The organism is Mucilaginibacter sp. P1_A3, assembly GCF_056406855.1.
In genome coordinates, this window is sequence record NZ_JBFTZJ010000006.1 from 147,745 (window position 1) to 162,301 (window position 14,557).

General features: G+C 42.3%; 8 protein-coding genes. 4 read left to right on the top strand and 4 right to left on the bottom strand.

The features are described 5' to 3' along the window. Positions 1 to 119 precede the first annotated feature (119 nt). The 3 genes from AC1D0K_RS13930 to AC1D0K_RS13940 all read left to right on the top strand — a co-directional run bounded on the left by AC1D0K_RS13930 (position 120) and on the right by AC1D0K_RS13940 (position 3,297). Positions 120 to 1,367, top strand: coding sequence for an MFS transporter (locus AC1D0K_RS13930; RefSeq protein ID WP_477397745.1), 1,248 nt, complete (start codon positions 120 to 122; stop codon positions 1,365 to 1,367). Between the two features lie 2 nt (positions 1,368 to 1,369). Continuing rightward, positions 1,370 to 2,224 carry an ROK family protein gene (locus tag AC1D0K_RS13935; protein ID WP_477397743.1) on the top strand — a complete coding sequence of 285 codons (855 nt, stop codon included), beginning with the start codon at positions 1,370 to 1,372 and terminating at the stop codon, positions 2,222 to 2,224. An 812-nt stretch (positions 2,225 to 3,036) separates the two neighbouring features. Beyond that, positions 3,037 to 3,297, top strand: coding sequence for a hypothetical protein (locus AC1D0K_RS13940; protein ID WP_477397741.1), 261 nt, complete (start codon positions 3,037 to 3,039; stop codon positions 3,295 to 3,297). 141 nt (positions 3,298 to 3,438) lie between these two features. Here AC1D0K_RS13940 and AC1D0K_RS13945 read toward each other — a convergent pair whose 3' ends face one another. Beyond that, positions 3,439 to 4,821 (bottom strand): SusD/RagB family nutrient-binding outer membrane lipoprotein, encoded by a 1,383-nt coding sequence (locus AC1D0K_RS13945; RefSeq protein WP_477441813.1) that lies wholly within the window; start codon positions 4,819 to 4,821, stop codon positions 3,439 to 3,441. A 30-nt stretch (positions 4,822 to 4,851) separates the two neighbouring features. After that, positions 4,852 to 7,875: a SusC/RagA family TonB-linked outer membrane protein gene (locus tag AC1D0K_RS13950; protein WP_477397737.1), complete on the bottom strand. Its 3,024-nt coding sequence runs from the start codon at positions 7,873 to 7,875 to the stop codon at positions 4,852 to 4,854. A gap of 328 nt (positions 7,876 to 8,203) precedes the next feature. On the opposite strand from AC1D0K_RS13950, the gene AC1D0K_RS13955 reads away from it, so the two are divergent. Then, on the top strand, positions 8,204 to 9,622 hold the full coding sequence (locus AC1D0K_RS13955) for a DUF6055 domain-containing protein (protein WP_477397735.1): 1,419 nt from the start codon (positions 8,204 to 8,206) through the stop codon (positions 9,620 to 9,622). Between the two features lie 109 nt (positions 9,623 to 9,731). Here AC1D0K_RS13955 and AC1D0K_RS13960 read toward each other — a convergent pair whose 3' ends face one another. Both AC1D0K_RS13960 and AC1D0K_RS13965 read right to left on the bottom strand, forming a co-directional pair. After that, positions 9,732 to 12,134 carry a glycoside hydrolase family 127 protein gene (locus AC1D0K_RS13960; RefSeq protein WP_477441815.1) on the bottom strand — a complete coding sequence of 801 codons (2,403 nt, stop codon included), beginning with the start codon at positions 12,132 to 12,134 and terminating at the stop codon, positions 9,732 to 9,734. A 21-nt stretch (positions 12,135 to 12,155) separates the two neighbouring features. Continuing rightward, positions 12,156 to 14,525, bottom strand: a complete 2,370-nt coding sequence (locus tag AC1D0K_RS13965; protein WP_477397731.1) for a beta-L-arabinofuranosidase domain-containing protein — start codon at positions 14,523 to 14,525, stop codon at positions 12,156 to 12,158. Between the last annotated feature and the right edge of the window lie 32 nt (positions 14,526 to 14,557).

The window sequence follows — 14,557 nt, forward strand, 5'->3', positions numbered from 1 at the left end:
TGCATCTTCGAAACAAATAATTTTAACATTTCTGAGCAATCGTATTGAAATTTTCATTTGGTAATTAATAAAATGCATAGATATTCGGACTCATTTTTCTCATCACTAAAAGTAGCTTCATGAAACGTAACTACTACATCGTAGCATTAATCATGCTCAGCTTTTTTGTTATCTCTTTTCTCACCAACGTTATTGGTGCCCTAAATCCCGATTTCATAAAGGGTTTTCACCTGAGCCTAACGCTGGCAGCTTTTTTACCATTTGCCTTTTTTATAGCCTACGGCTTGGTTTCTATCCCCACCGGGATGTTGCTGGAGAAGTACAAGGAAAAGAAAATAATGATTGCCGGGTTTATCGTATCCTTTTTAGGTTCGCTGCTGCTGGCCATGGTACCCAATTATTTGAGCGCTATTATATCATTGTTCCTGATTGGCTCGGGCATGGCCATGCTGCAGGTGGTGATCAATCCTTTGCTGCGTACATCCGGCGGAGAGGAACATTATGCATTTAACTCCGTACTGGCCCAGCTCATATTCGGCGCGGCATCTTTTCTAAGTCCGATGGTGTATTCCTATTTTGCACTTCACCTGAATGATACGGGCAACACTGGCTTTATGGCTTATTTTCATACCATAGTGCCCTCCAATTTGCCCTGGATCTCGCTTTACTGGATATTTGCCGTGATTTCTTTATTGATGATCGTGATCATCAGGTTTTCAAAATTCCCCGTAGTAGCGCTGAAGGCGGATGAAGAGGTAGGGCCGATCAAAACACATATTACGCTTTTTAGAAAACCGGTAGTCGTATTGTTTTTTATCGCCATGATCTGCTATGTGGGCACCGAGCAGGGGATAGCCAACTGGATATCAAAATTTTTAGAGACCTATCATGGCTTTGATCCGCAAACCAAAGGAGCTGATACGGTTGCCTATTTTTGGGGATTGATGACTGCCGGAGGCGTTGTTGGTTTGTTTTTGCTGAAAGTATTGGATAGCCGTAAGGTGTTAATAGGGTTTACGGTTGCGGCATTAATTTGCCTCACAGCTGCTCTTTTTGGCCCTGCTAAGGTTTCATTAATTGCCTTTCCGCTGGTAGGTTTTTTTGCATCAGTAATGTATCCTGTTATTTTTTCGCTGGCACTTAATTCTATAGATGAACATCACGGTTCATTTGCCGGTATTATGGTTACAGGCATTATTGGCGGCGCCATTGTTCCGTTGATCATTGGCGGGTTGGGTGATTTCCTGGGCCTGCGTACAGGGATGCTGTTCTTATACCTTACCATGGGCTATATTTTAAGCATCGGTTTTTGGGCAAAACCACTAATTACTAATCAAACCGTGTTCGACAAAAAAGATAAATCATAAAGATGAGGGATATTAAAGTTATAGGAATAGATCTTGGCGCTACAAACATACGCGGGGCGGTAGTAACAGGAAATGCAATATCTGATATTGTTTCGGCACGTATTCATAGTGATGGTTCTGTTGAGGATGTGCTAAATGATATTTACCAGGTGGTAGATGCTTTGATAGATGATTCGGTAAAAGCGATAGGCATCGGTGTACCCAGCGTAGTGGATGTAACGGAGGGTATTGTTTATGACGTGCTGTATATTCCCTCGTGGATAGAAGTGCCTTTGAAAAAATTAATGGAGGCACGCTATCATGTCCCCGTTTTTGTAAATAACGATGCCAATTGCTTTGCCGTAGGCGAGCATCATTTTGGAAAAGGCAACGGGGTTGATTCTATGATCGGTTTAACACTGGGTACTGGTTTGGGTGCCGGTGTAATCATTAATAATAAGCTGTATGCCGGGTACAATTGCGGAGCGGGTGAATTCGGCTTATTCAATTATCTGGATAACATACTGGAGTATTATTGCAGCGGCTCTTTCTTTCAAAATGTGCACCAGTTGGATGGTATGCAGGTTTTTGAGGATGCAAAAAAAAACGATGCAAGGGCATTGGCCTTATATGCAGAATTGGGCACACATATAGGCCATGCCATTAAAATGGTGATGTATGCTTATGACCCACAACTGATCATTTTGGGCGGATCGGTGAGCCATGCTTATGATTTCTTCCAGGAAAATATGTGGCAGCAGATTAAAACCTTTGCCTATACCAAATCGGCAGAGCGGATCAGGGTAGAAATATCTGCCCTAGAAAATAGCGGTATTTTGGGCGCAGCGGCATTGTATTATGATGCAACCAATTATTGATCCTCTGTTTAGGGTTGTCAGCTTCCATAAAGGGGTATAATTAATACGTTAGTAAACGATGCAAAACAGGAAAAGAGCTAAGTGTTAGTAATACCGGCCTATATATTTGTTATCAACAATAAGTTTTTTCAAGGCCGGGGGATTGATTATACCTTCTTTGGCATACACTATTTTACCATCATCATAATGGTTTACAGTTTAGAGAGATAAAAGGTTTCCTGTTAATTGGTTACGTAAAATTAGCAGGAAACAGCAAATTCTAAAAACTGCACACCTTATTGTATGCAAATGAAGTAGTAAAATACAGGCTAATGCTGACTGACCGAACTCTTTTTAATGCAATTATATTTCACTTAAAAAAGGTATTTAGATAACTTAATATTGTGTTTGTCTGCATCATCAGGCTAACATGCCCCTGTTAAGGAACAATGGCTAATTGTGATTTTGGCATTGTACCAAGATCAACAGAAATGCCGCCTCCTAATAGTTTATATGTTTTCATTAGCTCAATTTTATTCAGTCCATCATTGTTACCGGCTATGATTAATACAGGCGCAGAAATTTTCGAAATATTGGGGTCTCCGAAGTCAAATGGTATTGAAGCGAAAGCCATCATCTGCTCTAAGAACTTAGTTCATTTTGTTTTATCGGGTGACACAGCATCATATACCGTATTCATAGGAGTGTTTGTAAAAAATTCAGGCTTCAATGTTTGAAACGCGTTGTTTACCTCAGGCAGCCAACCCGCTAGTATGGGCGGCTCGGGGGCTTACAAATTTGCTATACAAAGTCCTGAACGGTTAAGAAAATTAGTGATCATTTCTCCAACTTATAAAAGTAGCACCAAAGCTGATCTGCAGGGTTTAAAACCATTGATTGATGCCCTAACCAAAGAAGAAACGGCATTTGGACAATACTGGGCAATTCAGGCTTTAGCGCGCCTGGCTGAAAAGTTCCCGTTGAAAGACCTGGAAGAAACGGAAAAAGAGAAATTGAAAATATTTTACAATAATTTACCCAAGCCATCAGACCGGCAGTATGAATTGCGGAAAATATTATCGGGTATTATTTAACACAGCAAGATTGGATAACGGGCCGAAAGAATAGTGATCTCATGTTCTAAAGATGACTTGTAGCCAGATGGAGTTTCTGAAAACAAAAAATCCCCCTGGATGCCAGGAGGATTTTTTTATGAAGTGAAAAGTTAAATAATGTTATAGTGCATCCCACCAAACCCTATCGGTAAGTTTAGCACTTTGCTGGGGTTGTGCGTTGGTTAAAATCTCGCTTTGCGGATATAACAGTCTCCGTGGAATATCTGATAACGCACCGTTTGATTTGGTAATTGCAGGGTAGCCCGTCCGTCTCCAATCGCTGAAATTTTCGATATTGAAAAAATTAGCAACGCTTTTTTCTTCCATTATCAGTTGAATTGCATTGCCCGCAGTAAGTGTGCCTCTTTGCAGCACGTAAGCGTTGGCGTCGCTGGTAGTTACCGACAGTTTGTTCATATTTAGTTTAACCGCGTCCTGGTATATTGGCTGCGCTGCTGCTGCTCCGGATTTGATGAATGTAGCCTCGGCTTTCAGGAACAATGCTTCTTCGTAATTGAAGATATAATTAGGAGAGTTTGCTCCTGCATAAAAATCGGCCGGGTATGAATAGGTTGATAGATCGCCGGTGACTTCACCAACTGTTCGTCCATGATATAATTTGGTCGATTCGGCTGGTTTTACAATTTTACTCAGTCGCGGATCGTTGCGGCTTTTAAACCCTTCAACATAGGTGTTGTTCAACACGTAAGTAGTAACCGGCGAAAAGTTAAGGTTGATAGTGTTCTCGCTGCCTGCAGCACCTGAATATGCAAACTTCAAATCATCGTCGCTGCTTCCCATCCCCTTAGTAAGTGCGGCTAAGGCAAGGTCTGCTTGTGTTGCAGCGGTATAACCCGGGGCCTTGGTAAGGTGCATATAATAGCGCGCCTTTAAGGTATAGGCCAGTCTTTTCCACTTACCCATATCGCCGTTATAAAAGTAATCGTCGCCTGCTGGTTTGGTAGTGCTGTTTTTTTCAATATCCGCAATACCGTTATCTAAAAGTGTTTGAACCGCCTTGTAAATGTCTTCCTGTTTATCATAAGCAGGAGTAAGTTTGTCGTTACCCTTAAAGGCTTGTGAATAGGGGATATCGCCCCAGATATCTGTGGCTGTTCCTAATGTGTAAGCTGATAAGATTTTAGCGATAGCAGAATAATTAGCTTGCCCATCGGCAGTAGCTTTGGTATCAAGAATTTTAAGATTATTTAGAATGTTTACATAATAATTAAACCAATCGCCATCCAAATCAATATTGAATAGCTGGTAGTTCCATATACCAGGATTAGGTTGGTTGGCCGTTATGGTTTGCATGAAATTTTGCACAATGATGCTGGCATTTCCGGCGTAAACCTGGTCAGATACGTTTAATTCAACAGGAGCCAGCAACAGTGATTCCTGAATATCGATGGGATTGTTGGGGTCTTTGTTTACATTCAACACCTTTTTACAACTGCTTGTTAAAGCTATCAGAACAAGCAGATATATCGTTATTTTTTTCATTTGATAATTTTTAAATCGGTTAAACATGGGTTAAAAACCTAACTTTAATGACAGGTTAAATGACCTCGCAGTTGGTGTTGAGAAAGCATATATGCCTTGATTGCCGTTAGCGCTGCCGTAGGAGCTAACTTCCGGATCGGCACCGGTAAAGTGTGGACTATAAATCCAGAGGTTGCGGCCGGTTACTGTTAACGAAGCATTTTTAAATGGCGTTTTTTGTATCATAGAAGGAGAAAGCTGGTAGGCAAAACTTACATTCCTAAGTTTTATATAAGTGCCATCCTGTATAGATGATTCGTACTGCCTGCTTTGGTAATAGGTTTGCGCATTAACCTTAACTGTATTGGGTGCGCCGGTGGTTGCGTTAACACCGCTTACTACAAAAGGCTGACGGTTCTCTGTAACTTTAGCGGTTCCGTAAAAGAAGGCAACACTTTCCACATCATTTTGCACGTCGCCATGCATTTTCACGTCGAAAAAGAAGCTCAGGCTAAATTGCTTGTAACGGAATGAGTTGCTTATCCCACCTGTCCAGTCAGGGTTGGCATCGCCAACCAATCCCTGTTCAGAATCAACTACAGGTAAACCGGCGTCGTCAATAAGCATTTGTCCGCTGGCGTTGCGTTTGTAGCGCGTTCCATAAAAAATATTATATGGTTGTCCTACTATAACACGTCCTAACTGGGTGATCTTTTTCTCCTCATTGATGGATAATACCTTGTTGCGTATCCGGGTAAAGTTGACGGTTACATCCCAGCTAAAGTCTTTTGATTGAACAGGGCTGGCATTTAATAGTAACTCAAAACCTTTATTCCTTATTTCTGCCGAATTAACGGTAGTGCCACCATAACCTGTTGCGTCTGAAATCTGGATGCCCTGGATTATGCCATTGAACGATTTACGGTTGAAATAGGAGCCTTCAAAACTTATTCTGTTATTTAGGAATTTTAATTCTAACCCGGTTTCAAATTCTTTCAGCTTCTCGTTTTGCAGGTAAGGGTTTCCAAGTGTGGAGCTTTTTAAAAAACCAGGCTGGCTCTGGAAAGGAAATGGAAAGTAACCTGCATTTGTATTTCTCCCGGCAAGCACGTATGGCGTATTCAAAGAATATGGCGGTATCGCATCGTTACCTACAGTTGCATAAGACAGGCGAACTTTACCAAAATTCAATACCTGTGTTACCTGTTCAGGTAAAAAATGAGTGAATATAAAACCACCTGCAACTGATCCGTAAGGATAAAACTGCTTTTTCTCGTAAAGCACCGAACTGCCGTCATAACGCCCGGTGAGCGATAAGATCAGGAATTTATCATATTCAATATTCGCCTGGGAGTAAAAGCCAATTTTCCGTTGAGAGCTGTGGCCTTCAGAACCAGTTAAGGTTGAACCTGCAGATACGTTATAAAAGTCCTGTACGGCTAAACCAGTGCCGGTTAAGTTGGTGCTTTGTGAGTAAATGGAATTATAGTTATTTCCCAATAGCAGGTTCAGATCAAACTTCCCTACTTTCTGGCTTGCATTGGCTATCAGGTCATGATTGAATTGTCTGTAATTAACAACCTGGTCTTTTATCTGCCCCTTTAGGCCGATTGCTGCGCTTGGGTTTTCGGTGTATTTATCCTGTTCGGTATAAATATCAGCGCCAAGCCTTTCAGTTATGGTTAACCATTTGGTTGCAGTATAATTGAAAGTAGTTACCGGTAAAAACCTGTTTACTGTGGCTGTATTATTGATGTTGTCCAATGTCCATAAAGGCGCGTTTCTGGAGAATCTGTAAAGCCGTTGTGAACCATCGGGGTTAAGTACCGGGTAAGGGTTCCATGATATGGGCTGAACTAAAACAACAAACAAAGGTCCGTTACTTGCACCCTCCGGCAAACGTTCCTGGGCCGAATTTGAATAACCCAGCTGGAAACTTGTAGAAAAGTTTTTTGCAATATTGGTGGTGTATTTAGTAAAAAATGAATGTCTTTTGAAATCGTTGTTAGGTGAAATACCCTGTTGATTTAAATAAGAATAGGAGATAAAGTAAGTAGAATTATCATTACCGCCGCCAATGCTTAAGGTATTGGTGGTAGTATGCCCGGTTCTGAAGAAAGAGAAAGGATCATAGGTTGGCGCTTTTACACCATTGATTTTAAGGGTATCCATTTTAGGTCCCCAGGATGCGCTGGTTTTCTGGGTTTCGCCGTTGTAAAAAACGCCTCCCGTGCCCTGCCCGTAAATATTTTGTTTTTCGGGGAAAAGGCCTTTTTCAAAAGAATAGTCGGACGTAAAGGTTATCGCCGCCTTTTTATTAAGGGCACCGCTTTTGGTGGTAATGAGTACAGCGCCAGATGCTCCTCTTGAACCATACAGGGCGGTGGCTGCCGCGCCTTTTAAAACGTTGATGCTTTCTATATTATTAGGATCGATATCAACAATACGGCTGCTCCCGGCACCGGCCGCGCCGCCGCCTATATTGCCAGTTTCCGTGTTATCTATCGGCACGCCGTCAACAACAAATAAGGCTTCATTATTGCCATTTACAGATACCGCACCGCGCACCACAATACGTGTAGATGCACCGGCTGTACCAGATGAGGATGTAATTTGTACGCCCGACAGCTTGCCATCCATAGCATTGATAAGGTTGGGCTCTTTAGCACGGCTAAGCTCTTCGCTTTTTATTTCTTGTGTGCTATAGGTAAGCATGCGTTTTTCGCGTTTAACGCCTATCGCAGTTACCACAACGTCGCTAAGTTGGGTTACATTTTCAGAAAGTTTGATGTCGATAGTGGTCTGTGAAGAAATCGGGACCTCAAAGTTTTTGTAACCCAATGCGTTGACCGTTAAGGTGCTTGGCTTGGTATAACTTATTGAAAAGTTACCGCTCCCGTCGGTAATTGTCCCGCCGGCGCTCCCTTTTATTTTAACCAGGGCCCCCGGAACGGCTTCCCCTTTTTCTGAACTTACGTGTCCCTTCAGTATAGTCTGAGCGAGAATTGTAAGTATTGAACAACACACAAATACGTGTGTTAGTAGCAATTTTTTTAGTAATGGTTTGATATACATAATTTTACAATTGAAGGTTTCTGAATTCCAAATTGTAAAGTTATTAGCGGCCGTAATCTGTTTTGTTTATAAATTAACCGAAGCTAACTATATCTTAACTTTTAGTATACCGGCTTTAAAATCGCCATGGCAGAAGATGGCATCCAGCGTTGAGTTGAGCTTTTAAACCCCTGAAGTGATGATGATTTATGTGTCAACGTCGTTAATATATAAGAACAAGTTATCAATATCCTCACTTTCCCTGCCGTTTATCATCGTTAATTTTGATTATCGGTAAGGTAACTTACCTAATTCCCTATCCCATTTATTTACCCATAAAAAAGTCCGTATGATACCACGTTATCTGCCTGCATTCTTTTCTCTTTTTTCTGCAACCGGCTTATTTGCCTGCCAACATCCAGCTATAAAAAATGAAGTAAGTCCATTCAAAGTAATATCGCCCGGTAAAAATCAATCAGATACATTGGCAAAAAAAATCTATTACCCCCGCAACGTATGGATGGTGCCCGACAGTAATGATTATTCCAATAATAACAGCGCCTTCAGTAACCAAAGGAAGGTTGAATCGGCAGATATAGCCATGTTTTGGGCAAAGGAATACGGCAACACGCCAATAACTTATTCTGAACCTGCCAGGCGATTTAACCCTATGACAGCAGTAAGCGAACTGGAGCGCTTTTATACTTGTTACAGAGATACCTTAAAGTTTGTTACAAAAGGCAACTCATTAACCGACGGCTATAAAATGCTCACCTACGTTTTTTTTAGCAATACCGACGGCAATGCATATGGCGGCGGCATTGAAGACAAGATTGGCGCTTTGTGGACACCCGCTGTAAGGATAAGTGCTAATCCGTATGGGGCGTTGGCGCATGAACTTGGCCACTCATTTCAATACATGGTACACGCAGATGGTGCATGGGGTTTTACTTCGGCACCTGCCGGCAGCCATGGGCAAAGCATATTTGAAATGACCTCTCAATATATGCTGTTTCAGAATTACCCCAGCTGGATGACATTTGAAAATTACCACCTGGTGAGTTTTATGAAGCAAACACACCTGGCATTTTTACATGAGGATAATCAATATCATTCGCCCTATGTATTGGAATATTGGTCGGGTAAACGGGGGCGTGATTTTGTAGGTAAACTTTGGCGCAGCGCATTGAAGGGAGAAGATCCGGTAATGGCCTATAAACGGTTAACAGGGCTGAGCCAGGCTAAGTTTAACGACGAGATGTTTGATGCTTACAGAAAATTTATAACATGGGATATGGCACGTATAGCAGGGGCCGCAAAACCTTATGCCAATCAGCACATGAGTGCCTTAAACGACATCGGTGATGGTTGGTACCGTATTGCTGAAAGCAATTGCCCTCAAAATTATGGCTATAATGGTATTAAGCTAAATGTACCGGCTGCGGGGACAAAGGTTACCCTGAATTTTAAAGGCATTGCCGGCGCTGCCGGTTATCGCGCAATAAATATTGACAAGGCCGGTTGGCGATATGGCTTTTTGGCTGTAAAAGAGGATGGCAGCAGAGTTTATGGCAATGTTTATTCAAATACCAATGGAGCCGCCAATTTTACCGTGCCAGCAAATACCGCTTATTTATGGCTGATAGTAAGCGGCTCCCCAACTCAACATTGGGAACACGTGAGCGATGGGAATGTAAATAATGACGAAGAATGGCCGTATCAGATCAAACTATCAGGCACTACACTGCATAGTTCTGTTATTAAATAATTAAAATCGCGATATTCTTGTCCAGAAATGGCAAGACATAAAAAAGGCCTGAACTGCGGGGATTAAACCGCGATTCAGGCCTTTTTACTGGCTGGGTACTATAGTTTTTTTATTTCACCGTCCATTCATGAATGCCGGTAGAATTGTCGGCCGGGAGCTGGATCACCATTTTTAAAGCAGTGGTGTTAACCGGTTCAAACGTTACCTTATTGTAACTATCCTTGCTTACAGCATAGGGAGTTGTATTTTTTACAGGTACCCATTCTCCGTCTTTTTTATAAAATAGCTGGTATGAAGCTGGTATACGGCAGCCTCCCCATGGTCCGTCGTCATACCAGTATACTTTCGATTCGCTAACGGTATGTTCGGCATTAAAGTCATACTGCACATATTCGCTGGTATTATGGGCCGGCCACCAGTGCAGGTAAGGATAGTTGGTATCGCCAGAACTGGTTGGCTCGTACTGGTCTTTAATAGCCATGTACATTCTTTTGTTTTTTAATGACGAGGATACTGTACTTGTGCTGGCGATGGTTGGTGCCGGTTTCGGGCTTGCGGCCGATGCTTCATAAGGTATCCATACGGTCATTTCACTTGGCCCGCGGTTGGCCCAGGCATAATAGGGGATGGCTTTTACTTTTTGGTCTGTTTCTATCAGGCTATCGCTGTTTAACTGCCTTTTGGTACTTTTTCCGCCAATACTAATAACGTCCACACCATTTAACAAATCGGCTTTATAATTTGCTTCGGCAATGGCATTTTTATCAATTAATATGTTCTGAACAAGGCTATCTCGGTTATCTGGTCCTTCAAGGCAATAAACAATTGGTCCTCGCTCGAATGCAAAACGGCCTCTGTCGTCTTTTACTTTCTCGTTGGCCAAAACTTTTTCGGTTTCTAAAGGCAATGCCAGGGAAATTTTATCGCCCTTTTTCCAGTTACGGTTTAATACGGCATAACCTTTTTCGGTTACAAACGATGTTGCTTTGCCGTTTACATAGATAACAACAGGCAGCGGAGTTTTATTCATAAATGAATACAGGTTGCCTGGAACGGGTTGCAGTTTGGCCCAGCCCGGTATCCGTATCCTTAAGGTAAAGGCTGTTGTTTTTACTGGATTAACAGTAATATCAACCTGCCCTTTCCACGGATAATCCGTTTGTTGAACAATGTTTACGTTGCCCGAAGTAAGTTTAATATTGCTGGAGTTGCTCATGAACAGGTTTACGTAAAGATCATTTTTGTTTTTGGCGTAAACGTAACCCGGCAACGATGGCAAAAATCGCGTCATGTTACTGATGCAGCAGGCGCAGCTAATCCAGGCACTGCGTTGGTGCTGAAACATGGAAGCTAAGGGGTTGGGGTAAAAGAAACGATCACCGCTTAATGATACACCCGATAGCAGACCATTATAAAGTGTTCTTTCCAGTACGTCAATGTATTTTGAATCGCCATGCAGTAAAAACATACGGTTGTTCCAGTAAACATTACCAATGGCCGCGCAGGTTTCTGCATAAGCCGACATATTGGGCAGCTGGTAAGCATCCCCAAAAGCCTCGCCCGCGCCGGTAGCGCCTATGCCACCTGTGATATATAATTTTTTATTGACCACATCGCCCCAGATATCATCAATGGCGTTTAAATATTTGGTGTCGCCGGTTAACGCTGCAATATCAGCCATCCCCGTGTACATGTAGGCGGCACGTACAGCGTGGCCTTCGGCTTCATGCTGATCAACCACTTTCTTATTGGCCTGGTTATAAGCATCTCCTTTTGGTCCGCGTACATCTAAAAAGAATTTAGCCAGATCAAGGTATTGCTTGTTGCCGGTAACCCTGTACATTTTTGATAAACCAATCTCCACTATCTGGTGACCAGGATATTCTTCGATCTTGCCCGGTCCGAAGGTTTTTACCAGAAGGTCGGCGTTTTTTATGGCGATATTAAGCAGGGTGCGTTTGCCCGTAGCCTGGTAATGGGCAACAGCGGCTTCGTACAAATGCCCGCAATCATACAACTCGTGACTTAATATCTCTTCATTTACCCAGCGTTTATCACCAATCCATTCGTGCGGTTTTTTAGCATGCACAGTACGGAATGTGTACAGGTAGCCATCAGGCTCCTGTGCAGCGCCAATAATATTAATAAGTGTATCTATATACCTGTCAAGCTTTGGGTTCTTTTTATTTTGCATGGAATAAGAAGCACCTTCAATTGCCTTATAAACATCCGTATCATCAAACGGAAACTCGCTTAGCTTATCGCCATCCAGCTGCTTGCCAGCACGCAAAAAGTTATCCATGCGGCCATTTTTTTTGCATTGCGCAAGCACGTAGGGGATGGTTACATTGGCGTTAACCTCCATTTTGGGTTCCCAAAATTTATCGTTCACATGTACGCTGGTGAATGCAACAGGCTGTATAGGGTAATCCTTTTGCTGCCCAAACACCACGCTGCTTATTCCTATCATCGATAATAGCAAACAAGCTGCTTTTCCTTTTCTTATCATCATATAGTTTCTTGAATTGTTTTATTAGTTTTTTACCATGCGGCTGCCATAAACCGGGCCAGCGCTGTTATCCTTTTTGGGTAATAATTTAACGGTTACTTTTTGTTTACCTTTAGTTAGTTCTATAGGGATAACATAGCTGATATCATAAAAGCGGCTTTCCTTATATTGGTTCAAATCTTCGGTAGATAACTTAATGCCGTCTATCATAATATCAAACGTACGGCCCCGATTATCCATACCCCAGTAGGTATTAATGAGCGTGTTTTGACTGTTGGCGTCAACTTTCATTTCATATTGCAGGTAACCCCCGTTTTCGGTTGATCGCCATTTTTTCTGATGATCTTCCCCGGTGATCGCGTTTTCTCCGCCAAAATTGTGGTCGCGTTCGGGTTGCATTTCGCCTATGCGCAAAATGTCTGTGGTGCGCGCTTCCAGTTCCTGTTGTTTCTTCCTTTGCTCATCGTATGCCTTTTGCTGTACAGCCCATGATTCTGGCGTAAACACATCCCAATAAACAGAATAGTATTCGTTTTTGGTTTGATTAAAAGGGATCAGCTTAACCTCGGTTGGTTGGGCAATATTGGAGGCATTAAAGCTTAATTGCTTTTTATCAACCATCTGCAGCCATTTATTGGGGTCGGTTTCGCTGGTTACAAATACAGGTACACCTTTAAGCGGGTCGGGTTCGGTATTGCCTAAAATGCCGGCCAATAAAACCGGTCCGTAAAATACCGCGCGCCTGTTGGCGTTATCCGGCATGGCTTCGGTGTAAACATTCTCCGGCATGGTAAATTCAATTTTATCATTGTTTTTCCATTTGCGGTTTAAAACCAAGTAACCCTGTGCATCTGCAGTAAGCTGTTGTTTTTTACCGTTTATGCTGATACTGGTATTGCCGGCCCATTTAGGTTTACGTACCCGGATAGCCATCTGAACAGGTTTTACAGTTGTCACTGTAAGTGTGGTTCTGTCACTTTCGGGCAGGTTGCTTTCCTGTTTTACTGATAAACCTTTTTCTTTCCAGCTTAATACCGATGGGATAAACAAATTAACATATAAGCTGCCATCTGCTCCTCTGAAATATATGCTTTCGTTATACTTAACATGGTTTTCCATGCCCGAGCCTACGCAGCAGGTAAAGGTGTCAAAGGGGCTGCTATAATCCTTTTTTCCGCCCATGCGAAGGGGGACAAAGTAACACATCATACCTGTTTCATGGTTTTGAGATGCCAGGATGTGGTTATATAAGGCCTTTTCGTAATAGTCCATTAACTTTGCCGATGGCTCAAGCGCAAATAAATGCCGGGTGAGCTTAAGCATATTATAGGTATTACAGGTTTCAGTCGTATTTTCTGTAAGCTTATCGTTTAGTTTGTTGGGCTCACTTAAATATTCATAATTGCTATTACCGCCGGTGGCATAAGAGTGATTATTTACAATGGTTTCCCAAAAGAAATCGGCAATAGCCTTGTCTTTTTTGTCGCCGTTAAGCTCGTAACGCCTGGCGCTGGCAATTATTTTAGGAATCTGCGTGTTGGAATGTTTACCAGGCAAAATATCCTTTTTTTCAGCAAGTGGATCCAGGATACGTTTATCATAAAATTTATAGGATAGGTCAAGATATTTTTTGTCGCCGGTGATGGAATATAGATTAACCAGGGTTTCTGCCATGCCGCCATATTCGCAGAGCAACATTTTCTGTAGCTTTTCATCATCAAGATTTTTGATGGTTTCGCCAGTCCAGTCGGCCATGCCTTTGCATATTTTTAGCGCCTGGGTATTGTTGCAATATAAATAGGCATCTAATAAGCCCGCCATCACCTTATGTACAGTGTACCATGGCGACCAGCCTCCGTTCAAGTCGAAACCGCGTGAACGGATATCGCCTTTTGCCACTTCGGCCCAAACGTTATCTTCTTTCGGGATAGCGCCTACATAACCCGTTTTACGTGCAACCTGGCATTCCCCTAATTCTTTAACTATATAGTTTACCCGTTTTAAAAATTCCGGTTGGCGGGTTGATGCATAGTGCATGGATATGGCCGACAGGTAGTGACCAAGCGTATGGCCTGCTAACCCGGACGACTCCCAGCCTTCATACATTTTTCCTTTTGGTTTCAACCCAGAGTGAGCGCGGAAGCCAGATAATAACCTATCCGGCTCAACAGATAACAGGTATGCTGCATCAACTTGCATAGCCTGTTTAAAAGGGCTGTTTAGTAATTGTACATCTTTTAAATCAAAAGTGTAGGCCTTGATCTCGGTTTGAGGTTTTACTTTTAAACGGGTCTCGTTCCACTCGGGTACGTATGATTGTGCATAAGTTATGTTGGCGGTAAAAAAGCCCGACACAACGACCGCATTTAACATAAACCATTTTTTATTTACCATAGCATTATCGGTTTGTTAGATCATTTTTTGAA